Raw genomic sequence first — 24,062 nt, forward strand, 5'->3', positions numbered from 1 at the left:
GCCGTACAGGCAGCTTAGAAAAGAAGAAGCTCTCCCTGTTTTGTACGCTAAATGTTCACTGCCGTACAGGCAGCTTAGAAATCAAGAAAGCTGTCCATGGACGATTTCAGAGCGTTCACTGCCGTACAGGCAGCTTAGAAAATCTCATTATTATTGAGTATGCCGCTTCCCAGGTTCACTGCCGTACAGGCAGCTTAGAAAAAACGTAGAGGATCAGCTGTCGAATGCAGCAAGTTCACTGCCGAACAGGCAGTTTCACAATACGATAATGGTAGACGTTTGGTCATATCATGATGCTCTCAACGTCAAAACATTAGCCTTAGCACACAATAACAATTGTGATAATTGCGACAGAAATCAATTTCCTGCACAGAAATCAATGTTGTACTAATCCTAACGCCTTAAAACAAAAATAATCACAGGATGTGTTTATGTCTTCGAATTACTTTACTCCTTCTGACCTCAAAACCATTCTCCACTCCAAACGCGCCAATATTTATTATCTGGAAAAATGCCGGGTGCAGGTGAATGGGGGGCGGGTGGAGTATGTTACCAGTGAAGGTAAGGAGTCGTACTACTGGAATATCCCTATTGCGAATACCACGGCATTAATGTTGGGGATGGGAACTTCCGTTACCCAGGCGGCGATGCGTGAATTTGCTCATGCGGGGGTGATGGTAGGATTTTGTGGTACGGATGGCACACCGCTTTACTCCGCCAATGAAGTAGATGTTGATGTCTCCTGGCTCAGCCCACAAAGCGAATATCGTCCTACCGAGTACCTTCAGCAATGGGTTTCTTTCTGGTTTGTTGAAGACAAACGATTTGCCGCCGCGAAACGTTTTCAGTTAATCCGCCTGACACATATTGATAAGCACTGGACCAGCGCGAAAATGCAGCGTGAACACGCATTTCAACCTGATGCTAATGCGCTCCAGACCCTGCTAAATCGTACTCGCGAAGAAATAGACGCGGCGGAAAACCATACGCAGCTTATGCTCATAGAAGCCAAAATGACCAGGGCGTTATACAAAATGGTCAGTCAAACAGTGGGTTATGGCGATTTCACCCGCGCAAAACGGGGCGGTGGGATTGATATGGCCAACCGCTTCCTCGATCAAGGGAATTATCTGGCCTATGGCCTGGCGGCAGTGGCGGCGTGGGTAACAGGTATCCCGCACGGTTTAGCGGTAATGCACGGTAAAACACGTCGCGGTGGGCTTGTTTTTGACCTTGCCGATCTGATTAAAGATGCCCTTGTTATGCCACAAGCATTTATCGCCGCAATGGCGGGAGAAGATGCTCAGGCGTTTCGTCAACGCTGCATCAATATCTTTCAACAAGCGGATGCGCTGGATGTCATGATCACCTCTCTGCAGGAAACAGCTCAGGCACTGGCTAAGGCTGACCAATGAACGTTCTGATCATTTCGCGCTGCACAAAAAATGCCCGCGTGGAGAGTTGCCGTATTATTGATCAGTTTGCCGAACGCACAGGTGATGCCGCATGGCAAACGGTAATTACTCAGGAAGGTGTTAACACTTTACGCCGTTTACTGCGCAAAACGGCAAGACGAAATACAGCGGTTGCTTGTCACTGGCTGAAGAAGAATGGGCAAACGGAGCTGATGTGGATTGTCGGCAATATTCGTCGCTTTAATGCTCAAGGCCGCGTTCCCACAAATCGAACAACGCAAACCAGCCTGGTGAACAAAGAAGAAAATCGCTGGCAGTGCGCGGAAAGCATTGCGCTGCTGGCGGCTATTGCTGGGTTATTTCATGATTTTGGTAAAGCAGGACGCAGCTTTCAGCAAAGCCTGACCAAAAAGAGTGCACGAAGTTATCAACCTTACCGGCATGAGTGGATTTCGCTGCGGCTTTTTCAGGCTTTTGTCGGTAAGCAGTCAGATGATGTATGGCTGGAAAAACTCGGGGAATTAACGGCTGATGATGAAACCGCGATTCTTGAGCGCCTGCAAAAAGACACGCCTCATTTTTCCAATAGCCCATTCAGTTCGCTGCAACCACTCGCCAAAACGGTAGGCTGGTTGATCCTTTCCCATCATCGAATGCCGGAGAATCTTTCGCCACAACAGGAACAATCATGCAAAGGCTGTGAAAGTTGGCTGGAGAAACAACTCAATGCTGACTGGAATGCCGTTAACCACCGTAAGAATGACTGGTCACCTCAGGATTTCGAGCAAGTCTGGCAGTTTCCGTCAGGAACGCCGCTTCAAAGCGCGAGCTGGCGAGAAAAAGCGCGCCAGATTGCCCGTCGGGCGCGTAACGCAGTCGCTTTAAAGGAATGGGGGCTGATGGAGCAACTGTTTCCATTACATATGGCGCGTTTTTGCCTGATGCTTGCTGATCACTACTATTCATCTAACGACGCGCAGCAAAAATGGCAAGATCCGAATTATATCGTCTGGGCAAATAGCGATCGGCAGAGCGGCACGCTCAAACAACGGGTAGATGAGCATCTTGTGGGCGTTGCGCATCATGCGTATTTGCTTGGGCGGCAACTGATGCACACACGGGCATCGCTTCCGGCAATTGCCTGACATAAAGGTTTTAACCAGCGAGCTACAGATGCGAAATATCGCTGGCAGGACAAAGCCTGGGATGTGGCGCGTGCGTTACGTGAACGCAGTCGGGAAGATGGTTTTTTCGGTGTCAATATGGCCTCGACGGGGTGCGGTAAAACCTTTGCTAACGCCCGAATTATGTATGCGCTTGCTGATGAGCGTGAAGGGTGTCGTTTTACCATTGCATTGGGATTACGTACGCTGACCTTACAAACGGGTGACGCTCTGCGCAGCCGGCTTGGATTGGGTGAGGATGAGCTGGCAGTACTGATTGGTTCGGCGGCAGTCAAACAACTCTGGCAGCAGGAAAAAACAGACAATGATTGCGGAAGTGCTTCGCAAGAGTCGCCAGCAGAGGAGCAACAGTTCGTTAAATACGAAGGCAGCCTGCATACCGGCGCGCTGGAAAAATGGTTGAAGGATGACAGCAAACTTAAAGAGCTAGTAAGCGCCCCAATTCTGGTAGCGACGATTGATCATCTTATTTCCGCGACCGAAGGTGTACGCGGCGGGAAACAGCTTCCGGCGATGTTGCGTCTGTTAACCAGCGATTTAGTGCTCGACGAACCTGACGATTTTGATATTGCCGATCTTCATGCGGTATGTCGTCTGATGAACTGGGCTGGAATGCTGGGTACGCGGGTATTACTTTCTTCCGCGACGTTGCCGCCAGATTTGATTCAGGCTCTGTTCGCGGCTTATCTTGCCGGGCGCAAAATGTGGCAGGCGTCATGCGGTACGAATGGCAGACCCGTCAATATCTGCTGTGCCTGGTTTGATGAAAAAGATGCCGATGCCACACAAATTGGTGATGGCGCTACTTTTCGTGAGACGCACAAAAAGTTTGTTGCGCGACGAGCGTTAATGTTGGCTGAAAAAGAACGACTGCATTTCGGGCGTATAGCTTCGATTTCATCCCCATCAAGCGCGATTCAGGATGTTATCGAAAGCGTGGCTCAGACGGTACATGAGCAAATGCTGAAGTTGCATCAGGCGCATCGCCAGCAACACGAAAGCGGCAAAACTGTTTCGCTGGGTCTGGTGCGCTTCGCCAATATTAATTCTCTGGTCGCGGTGGCCAAAGCTCTGATTACCATTCCTTCACCAGAAGATGTCTGCATTCATTATTGCGTTTACCACTCCCGACATCCGCTGGCGGTACGTTCAAATATTGAGAAGCGGCTGGATCGCGCTTTTACTCGTCATAGAGAAGATGATTTCTGGAAAAACGAGGATATCGCTGAAGCCTTACATAAAAGTCCGGAATCGCACCATATTTTTGTGGTGTTGGGCACATCGGTTATAGAAGTGGGGCGTGACTGGGATGCGGACTGGGGAATTATCGAACCGAGTTCTATGCGTTCGATTATTCAATTTGCCGGACGTATTCAACGCCACCGCAGAAATGTGCCAACCAGTGAGAATCTGGTTATTTTGCGGAGCAATATCAAAGCATTGCAGAAAAAATGCCCCGCATTTTGTAAACCGGGTTTCGAAACAAAAGATCGCGTGCTGAATAGCCATGATATTTGCGAGCTGATACCACTCACGGACTACCGGACGATTAATGCCTTACCACGGATCTTACCTGCCAATAATGAAAATAAACTGGCGGAACTTGAGCATAGTCGTTTATTCACCGAGTTGATGAGTAGTAAAAGCAAACATGTGGTAGCTGCGCAATGGTGGCGCGCACCACTAAGCTGGAACGGCTGGATGCAGCGCCAGACGCCTTTTCGTTATTCGTCGTTACCGGAAGCGGTGTTTTTTCTGCATATGGATGACGAAGAAAGAAAAGCGAGTTTCTATTCCCGCATGGGCGACAACGAGCGTAAAGAGCAGGGGAATTTCAAACGAGAAGAAGTGATATGCGCCAGCGGCGTTGCTTGTTGGGGCATGATGGATTACCAACAAGTTTTGTTGGATCTGGCTGTTGAGCACAGTTGTGAGATTAATCGTGTCGGGGAAAGGTTTGCTGAAGTGAGAGTACCCGTCTGTGACGAAGATGCGCTCAACGGCTGGCATTATCACCCATGGTTAGGGGTGTTTCGCGCCCCGTGAAGGGGCGCGAGCTGCCTGTACGGCAGTTTACAAGTATCGCTATAGGAGCTTTATATATTTCTAAGCTATCTGTTCGACAGTTTAGTTCTTAACTTTATCGCAATTCTGGAAAACATTGCAACGTGATTCATATTAAAGAAGCTTTATATAGGTGTTGATCGTTTTTTGATCGTTGATTACAATCCCCTACACTTGAGGCGTGGAGGGGGTTGTGAATGCGTGATGATATGAAAGTATTTTGTGCAGTTTTGTTTTGTACTTGCTGGATATTTGCATCTAAACCGATGTTGGTTTCGATTGATCACAAGGTTGCGACAGGCGGGGAAGTGAATAATTCATTAATAATATTAAATTTTTAGCTAGTAGGTGGCGCAAGGAGGGAATCTTTTGAACAACAATTTAGTAGATTTTATAACTGACTACATTGCCTCGCGAAGGCAACCCAAAATCGATGCCTTTGAAAAAGAAGCAGCAAAGAGGCTGGAGCAGGGCGAGGATGCCAGCGTTATCGCTCTGGAGCGGCAGGAACTCGAGGCGCGTTATCAGCCTCGTAACTGGTTAACGGATGCGGCGAAACGTGCCGGGCAAATTAAGTTAGTCACTCATGGTGCTAAATTTAGTCATGGTGATTCTAAAGCCAGCAGCTTTTATCTGGACACCTCCGTTAACGAAAGCTATTTAAACACAGCATCGTTGGCGAAAGTCGCCACTGACGCCATTGGCAACGCCGCCGCACTGGACGTCGCAAAACTGCTACAAACCGATGTCAATGGAGATTCATTGCTTGCCAGTCTTAAGCGCGGCGATTATCAGGCATTAAGCACGTTTGCGGAGGATGAAGCCCAACTGGCGCAGTGGGTTGCAGGGTTTCGTCAGGCATGGACACTTGCACAGCCTGTCAGCCATAAACTGGCAAAACAAATCTATTTCCCTGTCAATGATGGCTATCACCTGTTATGCCCGCTGTTTTCCAGTTCACTGGCGCAGGCGATGTATGAAAAGCTAACCGCTGTGCGTTTTAGCGAGGAATCGAAAGCCATTCGCGATGCTCGCAAGGCAGGTAAATGGCACTCACAGCCAGATATTCGTTTCCCTAATCTTGCTGAGATGCATTTTGGCGGCACAAAACCGCAGAATATTTCTCTGCTCAACAGTGTTCGTGGTGGTCGTATTTGGTTGCTGCCATCAATGCCCCCCACCTGGTCGACGCAGGATCGCGCACCACAAAACATGCGCAGTATTTTTGCCTTACGCGGCGATTTCAATCGCTTAGCTTCGGGCACTATCGCCCGGATGACCTACTTACTGAAAGTTGACATAAACAATGTTCATATCCGTACTGCGCGCGCGAAATATATTGATGAGTTGATAGATTTGCTGTTCATGCAGGCATCCTCTTTTCAGCAAGAAAAATGGCAGGGGTGGTCAGCACAATCACCAGACTTACCACGTCACCAGCAGCTTTGGCTGGACCCGTGGCGAAGCCTGTCAGATGAGGCTTTCAAACTGGAGCGTGAGAAAAACGACTGGCAGAGAACCGTCGCTGATGACTTCGCGCGCTGGCTGAACTATCGCCTGAAAAAAGCAAGTTTCGATGTGGGAGCCGTCGAGCAAAGAGAGTGGCGTAGTCAGTCCCTGTTCACTCAACGGATGCGTGAAATGGAAGCCGTTTTGCAGGAGGCGCTGAAATGAGTTATCTGCTCTTGTTACCCCATATACGCATAGAAAACGCTAACGCCGTTTCCGGGTTGACCTGGGGATTCCCGGCGATGACCCATTTTCTCGGCTATGTTCATGCGCTTTCTCGCAAAGTGGTGGATGAATTTGGCGTAAGTTTTGCCGGTTGCGCAGTCGTTAGCCATGAACAGCATATTCAGGCGTACAGTTCCGGGCGCGATTTTCAGTTCGCTCTCACCCGTAACCCATTAACCAAAGAAGGTAAAACTGCCTCGTTCAATGAAGAGGGGCGTATGCACCTGACGGTTTCTCTACTTGTTGAATGTAATGGCGAAATTACTAATGGTGAATACGGTAGAAAAGCCCTGTCTGACCATCTGAAAGTGCTTTGCCAGAGCCATAAACTGGCGGGTGGCAGCATTGTCAGTATGCGCGATCCGCAGCTTTTTCATGCACCTGAAGATGGAAAGCAACTGCGTAAAATCATCTGGCGTTTAATGCCGGGTTACGCGCTTTACGATCGCAGCGAATGGCTGGCTGAACATCACCAACAACATCCTGATATATCGTTGCTTGATGCCTGGCTCGATTTCGCCGCCATTAAATATCAGGCCGAATCTCCGGCAGAAGACAACAGCGCAAAATGGACATACCAGCCGAAGCCGATGCCCGGTTTCCTGGTACCGTTAATGTGCGGTTACCAACGCATATCTCCTGTTTACGCCCCCGGTGAAGTTGAAAATGCGCGCGACACCGTGACGCCATTTGCTTTTGCCGAAGCCGTTTATGGAATTGGTGAATGGCGCGGATTACATCGCATCACTGACCTGCAACCGCTGATGTGGCGCTACCGTACAACGGACACCGGCTACTATTGCTCGGCAATACCACTCGTTGACGACCCTATAACTCATGAAGATGACGATTCAGAATAAGGACATAATTATGGCAAAGGCTCCTGTAGCAATAAAAACAGCATCGGTACTGGCATTTGAACGCAAACTGGCAACATCCGACGCGGTGATGTATGCAGGTAACTGGCAAGGAAATGAATGGCAACCCATTGAGATTCAGGAGAAAGCGGTTCGTGGAACCATCTCTAATCGCCTGAAAAACACGATTGCCAGCGACCCCACAAAACTGGACGCTGAAATCCAAAAAGCCAACTTGCAGCGGGTAGATGTGGCCTCGCTTCCGGTAGATGCGGATACGCTAAAAGTGGTGTTTACGCTGCGAGTGCTGGGCAACCTATCCTCACCTTCAGTATGTAATGATATGGCTTACCAGGAGGCACTTTCCGGGGTCATTGAAGGTTACATCAGCGAACATGGATTTAAAGAGCTGGCGTTACGCTATGCACTGAATCTGGCAAACGGTCGTTTTTTGTGGCGCAACCGCATTGGTGCTGAGCAGATCCAGGTGAAAGTTACCGCTAATGATATTTCATGGACTTTTAACAGCCATGACTTCTCTTTACGTCAATTTGATCAGGAGCAGGCAGCGGTCACGCAGCTTGCGGCCATCATAGAACAAGGGTTAAGCGGAAAAGAGTGGGTCATGCTTACCGTTGAAGCGCAGGTTCGCCTCGGTGCCGGGCAAGAAGTCTTCCCGTCACAGGAACTGGTGCTCGACAGCAACAGTAGCAAAAGTCGCGTGTTGTACCAGGTTGCAGGCATTGCCGGTATTCACTCCCAAAAAATTGGCAACGCTTTACGTACCATTGATACCTGGCATCCGAAGGTTGATGAGCTGGGAGCTATCGCTGTGGAACCTTATGGTTCTGTAACCAGTCGCGGTGTCGCTTGCCGTCAACCAAAAGAAAAACTCGATTTTTATACCTTACTGGATAATTGGGTGACTAAAGGCGTCAAACCAGAAGTTGATCAGCAGCACTACGTGATGGCTGTCTTGATTCGTGGTGGTGTTTTTGGTGAGAAAGCGGAATAAGGAGCTGCCAATGGATCACTATCTTGAGATCCTCGTTCTGCCCGATCCTGAATTTTCGAGTGAAATGTTGATGGCGGCGTTATTTGCCAAATTGCACCGGGCACTGGGTGCAAGAGGTCAAGGTGATATCGGCGTGAGTTTCCCGGACATAAACGTTAAGCCAGGAGCGCGTTTACGCTTGCATGGTAGCGCCCCAGCATTGCAGGAGCTTGAAGCCTCAATGTGGCGTAAAGGGCTTACGGATTATTGCCAATGTTCGCCTGTCACTCCCATTCCTGAAATAAAGGGCTGGCGAGTGGTAAGTCGTGTGCAGGTCAAAAGTAACCCACAGCGTCTGTTAAGGCGTTCAGTGAAAAAAGGCTGGCTTACTGAAGAGCAGGCGATTGAGCGACTGGCGACGCAAACTGAACAGCGGACCGATTTACCTTTTCTTAATATGAAGAGTTTGTCGAGTCAGCAACAGTTTAAGCTGTTTATCCAGCACGGTGATTTGCGTGCAGAACCGGTTAAAGGGGAATTTAGTAGTTATGGATTAAGCGCAACGGCAACTATTCCCTGGTTTTGATGTTTTGCAATTATTAAGAGGCCTGGCCGTGTGGCTGGGCCTTTTTGTAGTGTGGCCAGGCCGTTGAGAAGATGTGTTCGATATTAAGTGTTCATATCCGGGATGTTGTTTTCTTTGCTAAAAAAGTTTTATTGCTAAACCATTTCCTGGAGAGGGAGTTATTGAACTGAGAGGTATACGAAGCCATCTATATGCGAAAAAAAAAGCCCGTACTTTCGTACGAGCTCTTCTTAAAATATGGCGGTGAGGCGGGGATTCGAACCCCGGATACGTTGCCGTATACACACTTTCCAGGCGTGCTCCTTCAGCCACTCGGACACCTCACCAAATTTTTGTTGCCTGACCATATGGGGGCAACGGGGCGCTACTATAGGGAGTTGGAGTAAAACGGTCAAGAAGAATTTATTTAGATTGGTTTGTTTGGTTATGCATTGTTCACGCAGTTCATCCGACCAGGATTGTGACTGTATATGCTCTGGGCAATTATTTATCAAAAGCTACGCTGGAAATATGAGATTGAAGACATTCCAATCGACCCTTTTTTCAGGGTGAGATGTAACGCATTGATTTTATTTATTACTATTTTGATGCCTCGAAAAAGGGTATGAATTGGAGATTTTGTAAGTTTTAACAGTAAATCAATCGGATAGTCTGTTATTATTCCAGTTCACTGCCGTACAGGCAGCTTAGAAATTCAACGATGAAGTCGGCACGCGCCTGCGGTTGTTCACTGCCGTACAGGCAGCTTAGAAAAGAGTCAGGGATAGCGTGTTAATCGTCCATTCGTTCACTGCCGTACAGGCAGCTTAGAAAAGGCCGCCAGGTCCTACGACCCCCTTAACTATGTTCACTGCCGTACAGGCAGCTTAGAAAATGCCTACTGTTTTCTGTTGCGGGCCGTTTTTGTTCACTGCCGTACAGGCAGCTTAGAAAGGTCGCAGCCAGGATTACACAGGTGTAACAATGTTCACTGCCGTACAGGCAGCTTAGAAAATCTCCGTTGAAAATCTTCCATCACTTTCCCTGTTCACTGCCGTACAGGCAGCTTAGAAACGATCTCCGCGCTGTCCATCATTGCTTTATTGGTTCACTGCCGTACAGGCAGCTTAGAAAATATCGTACAGCATACCGGCGAGAGAGAAGGTGTTCACTGCCGTACAGGCAGCTTAGAAAACTTCGCCATCTGACTGGCACACTGACTAATCGTTCACTGCCGTACAGGCAGCTTAGAAAGGTGAAGTGAAAGCGTCAACCGGGCGTTTTAAGTTCACTGCCGTACAGGCAGCTTAGAAAAGCAATGAATGTTGGTGTAGAGTTCGGGTGTTGTTCACTGCCGTACAGGCAGCTTAGAAAATTCATGCAGCAGCTCTTTCGCACCACCAGCACGTTCACTGCCGTACAGGCAGCTTAGAAAAGTGTGCCGAATCGGAAACGCTCCATATACCGGTTCACTGCCGTACAGGCAGCTTAGAAAATTTCAGGTAACAAGCATACCTGAAATAAAACGTTCACTGCCGTACAGGCAGCTTAGAAATCATGGCCTTTATTCGAAAAGCAATGCGCTTTGTTCACTGCCGTACAGGCAGCTTAGAAAGCAAAGGGTTTTCGACCATTACCCAGATAATTGTTCACTGCCGTACAGGCAGCTTAGAAAGTTTGCATCGTTTCACATTGACGTGCAGTCGAGTTCACTGCCGTACAGGCAGCTTAGAAAACAAGTAGGGCATGGTGATCCTACTTTAGTACGTTCACTGCCGTACAGGCAGCTTAGAAACATGGAGCGGCGTAACCGTCGCACCGGCAGGAGTTCACCGCCGTACAGGCAGCTTAGAAAGCTAACGCGGAGATACGCCCCGGCTGCGGGTGGTTCACTGCCGCACAGGCAGTTATAAAATCCATAACCCCATATTTATTTTCTTCATTAACTCCAGACGCAAAAAAGGCCGGCTAAACCGACCTTTTACTCGTTCTTTCTCTTCGCCCATCAGGCGGCAAAACAATCAGCGACTACGGAAGACAATGCGGCCTTTGCTCAGGTCGTACGGGGTCAGTTCAACAGTCACTTTGTCGCCCGTCAGGATGCGGATGTAGTTTTTGCGCATTTTACCGGAGATGTGTGCAGTAACCACGTGACCGTTTTCTAACTCTACGCGGAACATGGTGTTAGGCAACGTTTCAAGAACGGTACCTTGCATTTCAATATTGTCTTCTTTGGCCATCTAATCCTCTGGGGTATCACTACCGTAATTTGAACCGGCAAGATAATGCCGAAGTTCTGTAAATAAGTAAAGATTTGCGCGCTAAATCGCAACAAACAGGTTTGGCACATAACTCCGAAAACACACGGCTAAGCCGCACCAAAAGCGCAACGTATAAGGGAGCGGTGAGATAAACGATGGGCGTTACCTGACGCGAAAAATTCCTTATCGGCAGCGGAGTAATGAGCGTAACCAACTCTGCGACCGCAATTATAACACTCTGGAGAGAAATGTGCCGAAAACATTCATTTCTGAGGCGAAAACAATTGTCGTGGCACCCAGAAGTTATTCGGTAATCGTTCCGGGCGCATTTGATTAAGATAATTGAGGTAATCCCTGCGGGGAATTTCGCAGGCGCCAAGCGAAGCTGTGTGATCATTAAGCACCTGACAGTCGATTAATTTGCCACCGTGATGGATAAATTCTTCGCAGAATATCAGGAGCGCCGTTTTGGACGCATTTTCCATGCGGCTGAACATCGACTCACCACAAAATAACGTTCCCTGCGCCACGCCATATATGCCGCCGACAAGCTCGTCTTCACGCCAGACTTCAATAGAGTGGGCATGACCCAGCTCGTGCAGGCGGTAGTAAGCTTCAACCACGTCGCGCGTGATCCAGGTTCCTTCTTCGCGATCGCTGGCACAACCTTCAATAACCTGACCAAATGCGTAATTCATCGTGACACGATAGGGCGAGCGTTTATGAAAGCGTTTCATACTGCGACTAATATGCAGTGATTCTGGCCATAATACCGCGCGCGGATCGGGCGACCACCACAGAATGGGGTCGCCAGGAGAAAACCACGGAAAAATACCACGTTGATAAGCCATCAACAGACGCGCAGGGCTTAGATCGCCCCCCAGCGCCAGCAGGCCGTTAGGCTCACGTAATGCGCCTTCCGGAGAAGGGAAGGCTATTGAATGGCGAGAAAGCTGAACCAGGCGCATGACCGCAAAACTCCACTACGCAAGTCGGATCGTTCAATAATAGCTCACAAACCCTGCTTAAACTGGTAATAACGTCCCTGTCTGGCAAGCAGTTCTGCATGAGTACCTTGCTCAATAATTTGTCCGTTGTCCATCACAATTATTTGTTGGAAACGAGAGAGTCCGCGAAGTCTATGGGTGACCATTAACACCGTTTTCTCACGCATCATTTCTGCAAGCAATTCAAGGATCTCGCTTTCAGTTGTGGCATCTAAGCCTTCGGTTGGTTCGTCCAGCAATACCAGCGGCGCATCGTGTAATAGCGCACGGGCGATAGCCAGACGGCGCAGTTCGCCACCGGAGAGTTGGCGTCCACCTTCACCCAGCCAACTGTTTAGTCCTGCGTCTTCAAGCAGCTTCTCCAGACCGACGCGGCGCAAGATCTCCGCCAGAGCCTCATCACTGCTGCCTGGTGCTGCAAGTAACAGATTATCTCGCAGCGTTGCGCTAAACAGATGTACACGCTGTGGCACAACGCTGATGGTCTGGCGCAAAGTCGCTTCATTCAGGCTGGCAATGGGGCTACCGTTAAGCAAAATCTCGCCCTGTTGCGGGTCCCATGCGCGAGTCAGCAGTTGTAACAGTGTTGATTTACCGCATCCCGTTCGACCGAGAATCGCAATATGTTCTCCGGCGTTTGCCTGAAGGGAAATCCCTTTAAGAGCTTGCTGTGATTGCTCAGGATAAGTGAACTGAACATCACGTAACGTCAGGGAAACCTGATCGGCAACATGGGTTTGGGTATCAGGGAAGGTGACTTCTGGTTTTTGATCCGTTAAGTCAGTGATCCGTACTGCAGAGGCAATGACTTGCCCCAGATGCTGAAATGCACCTGTCACCGGCGCCAGAGCCTCAAACGCAGCTAACGCACAGAAGACAAACAAGGCAATTAACGCGCCCGGTTGAGCATTGCCGCCAACGCCGCCAGACGCCATCCACAGCATCAGGATCACCGCTAACGCGCCAATTAGCAGCATTATCGCTTGCGATAAAGCGGTCAGTTCAGATTGACGGCGTTGCGCTTCCAGCCACTGAATTTCAGTATTCTCTAACTGCGTGCGATAACGATCGCTGGCACCAAAAATGGTCAGTTCAGCTTGCCCTTGCAGCCAGGCCGTCAGTTGTTGGCGATACTGCCCGCGAAGATGAGTCAGATTTTGCCCGGTGCTTTTTCCCGCACGATAAAACAGCGGTGGCATCAGGAAAAGCGTCAGTAACATAATGCCGCCCAGCGTAAAGGCGAGGGTGAAATCAAGGAAACTTAACCCGACAGTCACCACCATAATCACCACAAAAGCGCCCACCAGCGGCGAAATAACGCGCAGGTAAAGATGATCGAGCGTATCAACATCCGCCACCACGCGGTTGAGCAATTCGCCCTGACGATAGCGCGCCAGTCCGGCAGGGGAGAGGGGTAGCAATTTGCTGAAGGTGTAAATGCGCAGATGCTGCAACACGCGGAAAGTCGCGTCGTGACTTACCAGACGTTCAAAATAACGCCCGGCAGTACGAGTGATTGCTGCGCCACGCACGCCCGCAGCGGGTAGCATATAGTTGAAGCTGTACAGTCCGGCAATCCCCGCAACCGCTGAGGCGGAGAGGAACCAGCCCGAAAGTGTCAACAGACCGATGCTGGCGAGCAGAGTAATAATCGCCAGCACAATACCAAGGCTTAACATCCATTTATGACGTTTATACAGTGCCAGATAGGGTAGCAAAGCGCGCATTTAAATCTCCTCCTGACGATGGGCCAGCAATGTAGCGAAAGGACCGTTAGCCACGCTTAATTCCGCGTAACGTCCTTGCTCGACAATCTGACCATCCTGCATCACCCAGATAGTATCCCAGTCAGCAAGATCTTCTAACTGGTGGGTGACCATTAACGTAGTCTGGCGTAGCGAGGCGGCATTCAGCGCCTCCATTACGCGCTGTTCGCTGTGTGCATCCAGGCTGGCAGCGGGTTCATCCAACAGTAATAGCGAACAGGGATGCAGTAATGCACGCGCCACCGCAACGCGCTGCGCCTGACCTACGGAAAGGCGGGCAGCCTGGTCGCCAACAGGCGTATCAACTCCTTGTGGCAGGAGCGGTAGAAACTCACTGACCCATGCGTTATCCAGTGCTGTTTGTAACTCTTGTTCGCTGGCATCAGGTCGCGCCAGTAGCACATTGTCCCGTAGTGTTGCTGCTGGTAGTTGTGGATTCTGCCCAACCCAGGAGAGATGTTTGCGCCATGATTCCGGTGATAAATCGCGCAATTCGATACCGTTGACCCGTAGCGATCCCTGATATGAGAGGAAACCGGAAAGTGCATTCAACAGTGAGCTTTTACCTGAACCGCTACGGCCAACCAATACAGCTCGTTGGCCTGCTGGCAAAGTAAAGTTCAGCGGTCCGGCCAGCGTTTTACCTTCCGGCGATGTGATAAACAGATCCTCGGCCTCAATGGTCACCGGATCGGTTGATGCTAATTCCGTCTCACCGCGCTGCGGATGGGCGAGCGGGGTTTCCATAAACGTTTTCAGACTGTCAGCCGCACCAACAGCCTGGGCTTTAGCATGATAAAACGTACCGAGATCGCGCAATGGCTGGAAAAACTCCGGCGCAAGGATCAGCGCCAGAAAACCCGCAGCCAGCGTCACGCCAGTATCATAGTGACCAAAATCCAGCTCGCCGAGATAGGAAAAACCAAAGTACACCGCCACAAGGGCAATCGACAGCGAGGTAAAGAATTCCAGAATGCCGGAGGATAAAAATGCCAGTCGCAGCACTTCCATTGTCCGTTGACGGAAATCTTCAGAAGCAGAACGAATGCTTTCAATTTCAGCTTCACCACGACCAAAAATACGCAGCGTTTCCATGCCGCGCAGGCGATCGAGGAAATGCCCACTTAAGCGAGCAAGTGCGAGAAAGTTACGTCGGTTAGCATCGGCGGCGCCCATTCCAACTAACGCCATAAACAACGGGATTAACGGCGCAGTGCCCAGCAGAATAAGCGCCGCAGCCCAGTTAGAAGGGAATATTGCTACCACAATCAGCAGCGGCACTGACACTGCCAGCGCCATTTGTGGCAGGTAGCGAGCATAGTAATCATGCATATCGTCAATTTGCTCAAGTACCAGCGTCGCCCAACTCCCCGCCGGTTTGCCCTGAATCCACGCTGGTCCTGCTTGCTGCAAACGGTCGAGAACCTGGCGGCGGATGGCAAAACGGATATGCTGTCCGGCGTGATATCCCACCCGTTCGCGCAACCAGACCACCCATGCGCGCAACACAAAGGTCAGCACCAGTAAAGTAAAGGGCAGCAGCAGGGCTTCGCGGGGGATGTTCTCCATAATCATGTGCTGCAGAATACGCGCCATGAACCAGGCCTGGGCAATTATCAATATGCCACTCACAAAGCCCAACAGACGAGAAATATTCAGCCAACGTTGGGAGATGACGCTTTGCTGTTTTAACCAGCGGGTTAACTCTTTTTGACGGGATTTATTCATTGCACGCTTAGCAGGTGAGTTATCAGAATTTTTTGCAGGGCAATGTTACAACGGAGGAATAATAAAGGCGACCCATAGTCGCATGGTGTCGCCTTCTTTACTTTTGTTACTGATTTGTAAAATTATTTTGCGTCAGCTAAACCGTCGAGGTAGCGTTCAGCATCAAGTGCCGCCATGCAGCCTGTACCGGCGGAAGTAATGGCCTGGCGATAAATATGATCCATCACGTCACCTGCCGCAAAGACGCCCGGAATGCTGGTCTGGGTGGCATTACCATGAATACCCGATTGTACTTTGATGTAGCCGTTTTCCAGTTCCAGTTGCCCTTCGAAAATGGCGGTATTCGGGCTGTGGCCGATAGCAACAAACAGACCGGCAACGTCGAGTGACTCGATGTTATCGCTGTTTTGCGTATCGCGAAGACGAACGCCAGTGACGCCCATCTGATCGCCGGTCACTTCTTCCAGCGTACGGTTGGTGTGCAGAATGATGTTGCCGTTCTCCACTTTATCCATCAGACGCTTAATCAGAATTTTTTCTGCGCGGAAAGTATCGCGGCGGTGAATCAGGTGTACTTCAGAAGCAATGTTAGACAGATACAGCGCCTCTTCAACAGCGGTATTACCGCCGCCGATAACCGCAACCTTCTGATTGCGATAGAAGAATCCATCGCAGGTCGCACAGGCAGAAACCCCACGCCCTTTAAAGGCTTCTTCAGAGGGCAGGCCGAGATAGCGTGCAGAAGCTCCGGTAGCAATAATCAGCGCATCGCAGGTGTACTCGCCGCTGTCGCCAGACAGACGGAACGGACGATTCTGCAAATCCACTTTGTTGATGTGATCAAAGATGATTTCAGTTTCAAATTTGGTGGCATGTTCATGCATGCGTTCCATTAATAACGGACCGGTCAGATCGTTTGGATCGCCTGGCCAGTTTTCCACTTCCGTGGTGGTGGTCAGTTGGCCGCCTTTTTCCATGCCGGTAATCAGCACGGGTTGCAGGTTGGCGCGCGCCGCGTAGACAGCAGCGGTATAGCCCGCCGGGCCTGAACCCAGGATAAGCAGTTTACTGTGTTTGGTCGTGCCCATGAGATCCCCATAGTTGTTGGCAGACAATGGGCAGGATTGTAGGGAATTTACAGACGTAAAAAAAGAGTATGACGATTTTGTTAACGATTTGTGCAATCGTCAGAAGCGATAAGCGTGTCAAATTCTTCTGTCATTATCACGCCTGCTACTTAATTTTTTCGGTTTATAAGCCGATTAAATGATGATTAAACGCGACTGTTAATGAATAACTGGCATGTTGTACTAAAAAACGATGTTTTGCTTTGACAATCACCTGGCGTTTTGCGAAAACATTCGAGGAAGAAAAAAACAGTATTCTTATATGCGCATAATCATGCATGTAAATACCATGTTTACCGTGCTAGTGAAATCTACGCATGGCGTGGACAGACGCCATTCGTGATGTCGATAGCTGCCTCCAGGCAACGGTCTTCTCACCGTAGACCCAGGCATTGCGCGCCGTGAATCTTAATGATTTCGGTCTATCGTGACGGGTAGCGACTCTGAACAGTGATGTTTTCAGGGTCAGACAGGAGTAGGGAAGGAATACAGAGAGACAATAATAATGGTAGATAGCAAGAAGCGCCCTGGCAAAGATCTCGACCGTATCGATCGTAACATTCTTAATGAGTTGCAAAAGGATGGGCGTATTTCTAACGTCGAGCTTTCTAAACGTGTGGGACTTTCCCCAACGCCGTGCCTTGAGCGCGTGCGTCGGCTGGAAAGACAAGGGTTTATCCAGGGCTATACAGCACTGCTGAACCCGCATTATCTGGATGCATCACTTCTGGTATTCGTTGAGATTACTCTGAATCGTGGTGCTCCGGATGTGTTTGAACAATTCAATACCGCTGTACAAAAACTTGAAGAAATTCAGGAGTGTCATTTAGTATCTGGTGATTTCGACTACCTGTTGAAAACACGCGTGCCGGATATGTCAGCTTACCGTAAGCTGCTGGGGGAAACTCTGCTGCGTCTGCCTGGCGTCAATGACACACGGACATACGTTGTTATGGAAGAAGTCAAGCAGAGTAATCGTCTGGTTATTAAGACGCGCTAACACGGAACAGGTGCAAAATCGACGTATTTTGATTACACTCCTGTTAATCCATACAGCAACAGTACTGGGGTAACTTGGTACTGTTGTCCGTTTTAGCATCGGGCAGGAAAAGCCTGTAACCTGGAGAGCCTTTCTTGAGCCAGGAATACACTGAAGACAAAGAAGTCACATTGACAAAGTTAAGCAGCGGGCGCCGACTTCTGGAGGCGTTGCTGATTCTTATTGTCCTGTTTGCCGTCTGGTTGATGGCAGCTTTATTGAGTTTTAACCCTTCGGATCCTAGCTGGTCGCAAACGGCCTGGCATGAGCCTATCCATAATTTAGGCGGGGCACCTGGTGCGTGGCTGGCCGATACCCTGTTCTTCATTTTTGGCGTGATGGCTTACACCATCCCCGTCATCATTGTCGGTGGCTGTTGGTTTGCGTGGCGTCATCAGACCAGCGACGAATACATTGATTATTTTGCCGTTTCGCTACGTATTATTGGCGTGCTGGCGCTCATCCTTACCTCCTGTGGTCTGGCAGCCATTAACGCCGACGATATCTGGTATTTTGCCTCCGGTGGCGTAATCGGTAGCTTATTAAGCACCACGTTACAGCCTCTGCTACACAGCAGTGGAGGAACAATTGCGCTGCTTTGCGTCTGGGCAGCGGGCCTGACGCTGTTTACCGGCTGGTCCTGGGTGACTATTGCCGAAAAACTGGGCGGCTGGATTTTAAATATTCTCACCTTCGCCAGTAATCGTACCCGTCGCGATGATACCTGGGTCGATGAAGATGAGTATGACGATGACGAAGAGTACGAAGATGAAAACCACGGTAAACAGCATGAATCGCGCCGTGCTCGTATTCTTCGTGGCGCGTTAGCGCGTCGTAAACGCTTGGCGGAAAAATTCATTAATCCGATGGGGCGGCAAACGGACGCTGCGTTGTTCTCCGGCAAGCGGATGGATGATGAAGAAGATGTTACCTACACTGCGCGCGGAGTAGCGGCCGATCCTGATGACGTCCTGTTTTCGGGCAATCGTGCAACGCAGCCTGAATATGACGAATACGATCCTTTATTAAATAGTGCGCCGATTACCGAGCCTGTAGCTGCCGCAGCGGCTGCAACCACGGCGACGCAAAGCTGGGCCGCGCCGGTTGAACCTGTTACTCAGACGCCGCCTGTTGCCTCTGTTAATGTTCCACCTGCGCAACCTACTGTAGCCTGGCAGCCTGTACCGGGGCCGCAAACGGGCGAGCCGGTTATTACTCCTGCAGCGGAAGGTTACCCACAGCAGCCACAATATGCGCAGCCTGCGGTGCAATATAATGAGCCGCTGCAACAGCCTGTACCGCCACAGCAGTCGTACTATACGCCTGCAGCGGAACAACCTTACTACGCCCCTGCGCCTGAACAGCCGGTTCAGCAACCATATTACGCGCCTGCAGCGGAACAACCGGTTCAACAGCCGTATTATGCACCTGCACCGGAACAGCCGGTGGCAGGTAACGCCTGGCAAGCCGAAGAGACGCAATCCACTTTTGCTCCACAGTCTACATACCAGGCGGAGCAAACTTACCAGCAGTCAGCCGTTCAGGAGCCGTTGTACCAACAGCCGCAACCTGTTGAACAGCAGCCTGTCGCGACACCTGAGCCTGTTGTTGAAGAGACAAAGCCTGCGCGTCCGCCGCTTTACTATTTTGAAGAAGTGGAAGAGAAGCGTGCCCGTGAACGTGAACAACTTGCGGCCTGGTATCAACCAATTCCTGAACCGGTTAAAGAACCAGAACCGCTCAAATCTTCGCTGAAAGCACCTTCTGTTGCAGCAGTACCTCCAATAGAAGCCGCTGCCGCTGTTTCACCGCTGGCATCGGGCGTGAAAAAAGCGACCCTGGCGACGGGAGCCGCAGCGACGGTTGCTGCGCCTGTTTTCAGCCTGGCAAATAGCGGTGCGCCGCGTCCGCAAGTGAAAGAGGGCATTGGCCCGCAGTTACCTCGACCGAAGCGTATCCGCGTACCAACACGTCGTGAACTGGCGTCATATGGCATTAAGCTGCCATCACAGAGAGCGGCGGAAGAAAAAGCCCGTGAAGCCCAGCGCAACCAGTACGATGCTGGCGGGCAGTATAACGATGATGAAATCGATGCGATGCAGCAGGATGAACTGGCTCGTCAGTTTGCCCAGACGCAGCAGCAACGCTATGGAGAGCAATATCAACATGATGTGCCAGTGAACGCGGAAGATGCAGATGCTGCGACAGAGGCTGAGTTGGCTCGTCAGTTTGCCCAGACTCAGCAGCAGCGTTATTCCGGTGAACAACCGGCAGGGGCGAATCCGTTCTCGCTGGATGATTTCGAATTTTCACCGATGAAAGCGTTAGTGGATGATGGTCCACACGAGCCGCTGTTTACGCCAATTGTTGAACCTGTTCAGCAGCCGCAGCAACCGGTAGCACCGCAGCCGCAGTATCAGCAGCCGCAGCAACCGGTAGCACCGCAGCCGCAGTATCAGCAGCCGCAACAACCGGTAGCACCGCAGCCGCAGTATCAGCAGCCGCAGTATCAGCAGCCGCAACAACCGGTAGCACCGCAGCAGCAATATCAACAGCCGCATCAACCGACGGCGCCACAGCCGCAGGATACCCTGCTTCATCCGCTGTTAATGCGCAATGGCGACAGTCGTCCGCTACACAAACCGACGACGCCGTTGCCTTCTCTGGATTTGCTGACGCCGCCGCCGAGCGAAGTGGAACCCGTAGATACCTTTGCGCTTGAACAAATGGCGCGTCTGGTAGAGGCGCGCCTGGCTGACTTCCGCATTAAAGCCGATGTCGTCAACTATTCTCCGGGGCCAGTTATCACTCGCTTTGAGCTGAACCTGGCACCGGGCGTAAAAGCTGCGCGTATTTCTAACTTGTCACGTGACCTGGCCCGTTCGCTATCAACTGTGGCGGTTCGTGTCGTTGAAGTTATTCCGGGTAAACCTTACGTAGGTCTGGAGTTACCTAACAAAAAACGCCAAACCGTTTACCTACGCGAAGTGCTGGATAACGCTAAGTTCCGCGATAACCCATCGCCATTAACGATAGTGCTGGGTAAAGATATCGCTGGCGATCCGGTCGTTGCCGATCTGGCAAAAATGCCGCACTTGTTGGTTGCGGGGACTACCGGTTCCGGTAAGTCTGTCGGTGTGAACGCCATGATTCTGAGTATGCTCTATAAAGCGCAGCCGGAAGATGTGCGTTTCATTATGATCGATCCGAAAATGCTCGAGCTTTCAGTTTATGAAGGTATCCCGCACCTGTTAACGGAAGTCGTGACCGACATGAAAGATGCTGCCAACGCTTTACGCTGGTGCGTCAACGAAATGGAGCGTCGATATAAACTGATGTCGGCTTTGGGTGTACGTAACCTGGCGGGTTATAACGAAAAAATTGCTGAAGCTGACCGTATGATGCGCCCAATACCAGACCCGTACTGGAAACCGGGCGACAGTATGGATGCTCAGCATCCGGTGCTGAAAAAAGAGCCTTATATTGTTGTTCTGGTGGACGAATTTGCCGACCTGATGATGACGGTGGGTAAAAAAGTGGAAGAGCTGATTGCACGTCTGGCGCAAAAAGCCCGTGCCGCAGGAATCCACCTCGTACTGGCAACGCAACGTCCATCAGTTGATGTTATTACAGGTCTGATTAAAGCGAATATTCCAACTCGTATCGCCTTTACGGTATCCAGTAAGATTGACTCGCGTACCATTCTTGATCAGGCTGGTGCCGAATCGTTACTGGGAATGGGCGATATGCTCTACTCAGGGCCGAACTCCACCATGCCGGTACGTGTCCATGGTGCTTTTGTTCGCGATCAGGAAGTTCATGCCGTGGTGCAGGACTGGAAAGCCCGTGGTCGTCCGCAGTATGTTGACGGCATCACTTCCGACAGCGAAAGCGAAGGTGGAGCCGGTGGTTTCGATGGCGCAGAAGAGCTGGATCCGTTGTTCGATCAGGCGGTGCAGTTTGTCACTGAAAAACGCAAAGCGTCAATTTCAGGCGTACAGCGTCAGTTCCGCATTGGTTATAACCGTGCGGCGCGTATTATCGAACAGATGGAAGCGCAGGGGATCGTCAGCGAACAGGGTCACAACGGTAATCGTGAAGTGCTGGCTCCACCGCCGTTTGACTGATTAGGGCATTGTAGGCCGGATAAGACGCGATAGCGTCGCATCCGGCACACTATCAACTGAAAATTCAGTATTTTCTTCTTTCCTCAAGCTGATTATTAGCCTGGAATAGAGAGTAGAGGGAACTCCCGTTTGGGAGTGACGTAATTTGAGGAACCATGATGAAAAAAATTGCCATCACCTGTGTATTACTCTCAAGCTTTGTGGCTGGCAGCGTTTGGGCTGATGCCGCAAGCGATCTGAAAAGTCGCCTGGATAAAGTCAGCAGCTTCCACGCCAGCTTCACGCAAAAAGTGACTGACGGTAGCGGCGCTGCAGTACAGGAAGGTCAGGGCGATCTGTGGGTGAAACGTCCTAACTTGTTCAACTGGCATATGACTCAACCTGATGAAAGCATTCTGGTTTCTGACGGTAAAACACTGTGGTTCTATAACCCGTTCGTTGAGCAGGCTACGGCAACCTGGCTGAAAGATGCTACCGGTAATACGCCGTTTATGCTGATTGCCCGCAACCAGTCCAGCGACTGGCAGCAGTACAACATCAAACAGAATGGTGATGACTTTATCCTCACGCCGAAAACCAGCAATGGCAATCTGAAGCAATTCACCATTAATGTGGGGCGTGATGGTACGATCCATCAGTTCAGTGCGGTGGAGCAGGACGATCAGCGCAGCAGTTATCAGTTAAAGTCCCAGCAAAATGGCGTTGTGGATGCAGCGAAATTTACCTTCACCCCGCCGCAAGGCGTAACGGTAGATGACCAACGTAAGTAGAGGCACCTGAGTGAGCAATCTGTCGCTCGATTTTTCGGATAATACTTTTCAACCTCTGGCCGCGCGTATGCGGCCAGAAAATTTAGCACAGTATATCGGTCAGCAACATTTGCTGGCTGCGGGGAAGCCGTTGCCGCGTGCTATTGAAGCCGGGCACCTGCATTCTATGATCCTCTGGGGGCCGCCGGGTACGGGTAAAACGACCCTTGCCGAAGTGATCGCCCGCTACGCAAACGCTGATGTGGAACGTATTTCTGCCGTTACCTCTGGGGTGAAAGAGATTCGCGAGGCGATCGAGCGGGCGCGGCAGAACCGCAACGCCGGACGCCGCACCATTCTGTTTGTCGACGAAGTGCACCGCTTCAACAAGAGCCAGCAGGATGCTTTTCTACCGCATATTGAAGATGGCACCATCACTTTCATTGGTGCGACGACTGAAAACCCCTCGTTTGAGCTTAATTCGGCGCTGCTTTCCCGTGCCCGCGTTTATCTGCTGAAATCCTTGACGACCGAGGATATTGAGCGAGTACTTACTCAGGCAATGGAAGACAAAACGCGCGGCTATGGCGGGCAGGATATTGTTCTGCCAGATGAAACACGCCGTGCGATTGCTGAACTGGTGAATGGTGACGCGCGCCGGGCGTTGAATACGCTGGAAATGATGGCGGATATGGCCGAAGTCGATAGCAGCGGCAAGCGCGTTTTGAAGCCCGAATTGCTGACGGAAATCGCCGGTGAGCGTAGTGCCCGATTCGATAATAAAGGCGATCGCTTTTACGATCTGATTTCTGCGCTGCATAAATCTGTGCGTGGTAGTGCACCCGATGCGGCGCTGTACTGGTATGCGCGCATTATTACTGCTGGTGGCGATCCTTTATATGTCGCGCGTCGCTGCCTGGCGATAGCGTCGGAAGATGTCGGTAATGCTGATCCACGCGCGATGCAGGTGGCGATTGCTGCCTGGGACTGCTTTACCCGCGTTGGTCCGGCAGAAGGCGAACGCGCCATTGCCCAGGCGATTGTTTACCTGGCCTGTGCGCCAAAAAGTAACGCTGTGTATACCGCGTTTAAAGCCGCGCTGGCCGATGCTCGCGAACGTCCGGATTATGACGTGCCGGTTCATTTGCGTAATGCGCCGACAAAATTAATGAAGGAAATGGGCTACGGGCAGGAATATCGTTACGCTCATGATGAAGCAAACGCTTATGCTGCCGGTGAGGTTTACTTCCCGCCGGAAATAGCACAAACACGCTATTATTTCCCGACAAACAGGGGGCTGGAAGGCAAGATTGGCGAAAAGCTCGCCTGGCTGGCTGAACAGGATCAAAATAGCCCCATAAAACGCTACCGTTAATGTTATCGTTGCGGTAATGTTGTTACTGTATCCCTGTGGTCGCAGGCTGTGGCCACATCTCCCATTTAAT

14 protein-coding genes, 1 tRNA gene, 1 pseudogene and 2 CRISPR repeat arrays (1 of these 18 cut by a window edge) are annotated in these 24,062 nt (G+C 50.7%); of the genes and pseudogenes, 10 read left to right on the plus strand and 6 right to left on the minus strand.

Features of this window, described 5'->3' with window-relative positions:
* A CRISPR array of direct repeats spans positions 1-261; the repeat unit is 28 nt; unit sequence GTTCACTGCCGTACAGGCAGCTTAGAAA; it begins 1,388 nt to the left of the window's first position.
* Positions 262-431: 170 nt separating this feature from the next.
* The 6 genes and pseudogenes from cas1f to cas6f all read left to right on the plus strand — a co-directional run bounded on the left by cas1f (position 432) and on the right by cas6f (position 8,834).
* Positions 432-1,415 (plus strand): type I-F CRISPR-associated endonuclease Cas1f, encoded by a 984-nt coding sequence (gene cas1f / locus HEM79_RS11515; protein WP_176242821.1) that lies wholly within the window; start codon positions 432-434, stop codon positions 1,413-1,415.
* Positions 1,412-4,645: pseudogene (cas3f, locus tag HEM79_RS11520) on the plus strand (type I-F CRISPR-associated helicase Cas3f). The gene cas1f and the pseudogene cas3f overlap by 4 nt, the downstream one beginning before the upstream one ends.
* Before the next feature lie 387 nt (positions 4,646-5,032).
* Positions 5,033-6,337 carry a type I-F CRISPR-associated protein Csy1 gene (gene csy1 / locus HEM79_RS11525; RefSeq protein WP_176242822.1) on the plus strand — a complete coding sequence of 435 codons (1,305 nt, stop codon included), beginning with the start codon at positions 5,033-5,035 and terminating at the stop codon, positions 6,335-6,337.
* Complete coding sequence (gene csy2 / locus HEM79_RS11530) at positions 6,334-7,257, plus strand: type I-F CRISPR-associated protein Csy2 (protein WP_176242823.1); 924 nt, start codon at positions 6,334-6,336, stop codon at positions 7,255-7,257. The genes csy1 and csy2 overlap by 4 nt, the downstream gene beginning before the upstream one ends.
* 10 nt (positions 7,258-7,267) lie before the next feature.
* Positions 7,268-8,269, plus strand: a complete 1,002-nt coding sequence (csy3, locus tag HEM79_RS11535; protein ID WP_176242824.1) for a type I-F CRISPR-associated protein Csy3 — start codon at positions 7,268-7,270, stop codon at positions 8,267-8,269.
* 10 nt (positions 8,270-8,279) lie between these two features.
* Positions 8,280-8,834, plus strand: coding sequence for a type I-F CRISPR-associated endoribonuclease Cas6/Csy4 (gene cas6f / locus HEM79_RS11540; protein ID WP_176242825.1), 555 nt, complete (start codon positions 8,280-8,282; stop codon positions 8,832-8,834).
* A 238-nt stretch (positions 8,835-9,072) separates the two neighbouring features.
* Here the strand turns inward: cas6f and HEM79_RS11545 are convergent.
* The 6 genes from HEM79_RS11545 to trxB form a co-directional block, all read right to left on the minus strand.
* Positions 9,073-9,160, minus strand: a tRNA-Ser gene (locus HEM79_RS11545).
* Positions 9,161-9,499: 339 nt separating this feature from the next.
* Positions 9,500-10,728: direct repeats of the CRISPR family, unit length 28 nt; unit sequence GTTCACTGCCGTACAGGCAGCTTAGAAA.
* Between the two features lie 106 nt (positions 10,729-10,834).
* Positions 10,835-11,053, minus strand: coding sequence for a translation initiation factor IF-1 (gene infA / locus HEM79_RS11550; protein WP_001040187.1), 219 nt, complete (start codon positions 11,051-11,053; stop codon positions 10,835-10,837).
* A gap of 284 nt (positions 11,054-11,337) precedes the next feature.
* On the minus strand, positions 11,338-12,042 hold the full coding sequence (gene aat / locus HEM79_RS11555) for a leucyl/phenylalanyl-tRNA--protein transferase (protein ID WP_176242826.1): 705 nt from the start codon (positions 12,040-12,042) through the stop codon (positions 11,338-11,340).
* A 44-nt stretch (positions 12,043-12,086) separates the two neighbouring features.
* Positions 12,087-13,808, minus strand: a complete 1,722-nt coding sequence (gene cydC, locus HEM79_RS11560; protein ID WP_176242827.1) for a heme ABC transporter ATP-binding protein/permease CydC — start codon at positions 13,806-13,808, stop codon at positions 12,087-12,089.
* Positions 13,809-15,575, minus strand: coding sequence for a heme ABC transporter permease/ATP-binding protein CydD (cydD, locus tag HEM79_RS11565; protein WP_001043608.1), 1,767 nt, complete (start codon positions 15,573-15,575; stop codon positions 13,809-13,811).
* Between the two features lie 122 nt (positions 15,576-15,697).
* The gene (trxB, locus tag HEM79_RS11570; RefSeq protein ID WP_000537426.1) at positions 15,698-16,663 is read right to left on the minus strand and encodes a thioredoxin-disulfide reductase; all 966 of its coding nucleotides are present in this window, start codon (positions 16,661-16,663) and stop codon (positions 15,698-15,700) included.
* Between the two features lie 544 nt (positions 16,664-17,207).
* Between trxB and lrp the strand changes: the two genes are divergently transcribed.
* The 4 genes from lrp (at position 17,208) to rarA (ending at position 23,992) form a co-directional block, all read left to right on the plus strand.
* Complete coding sequence (gene lrp, locus HEM79_RS11575) at positions 17,208-17,702, plus strand: leucine-responsive transcriptional regulator Lrp (protein WP_000228473.1); 495 nt, start codon at positions 17,208-17,210, stop codon at positions 17,700-17,702.
* A 134-nt stretch (positions 17,703-17,836) separates the two neighbouring features.
* Entirely contained in the window at positions 17,837-21,868 is a 4,032-nt protein-coding gene (gene ftsK / locus HEM79_RS11580) for a DNA translocase FtsK (RefSeq protein ID WP_176242828.1), read from the plus strand.
* 158 nt (positions 21,869-22,026) lie between these two features.
* Positions 22,027-22,638 carry an outer membrane lipoprotein chaperone LolA gene (gene lolA / locus HEM79_RS11585; protein WP_176242829.1) on the plus strand — a complete coding sequence of 204 codons (612 nt, stop codon included), beginning with the start codon at positions 22,027-22,029 and terminating at the stop codon, positions 22,636-22,638.
* Between the two features lie 10 nt (positions 22,639-22,648).
* Complete coding sequence (gene rarA, locus HEM79_RS11590; RefSeq protein ID WP_105285194.1) at positions 22,649-23,992, plus strand: replication-associated recombination protein RarA; 1,344 nt, start codon at positions 22,649-22,651, stop codon at positions 23,990-23,992.
* Positions 23,993-24,062: the final 70 nt, after the last annotated feature.

It is taken from the genome of Escherichia sp. 93.0816 (assembly GCF_013368855.2).
GTDB classification, from domain to species: Bacteria; Pseudomonadota; Gammaproteobacteria; order Enterobacterales; family Enterobacteriaceae; genus Escherichia; species Escherichia ruysiae.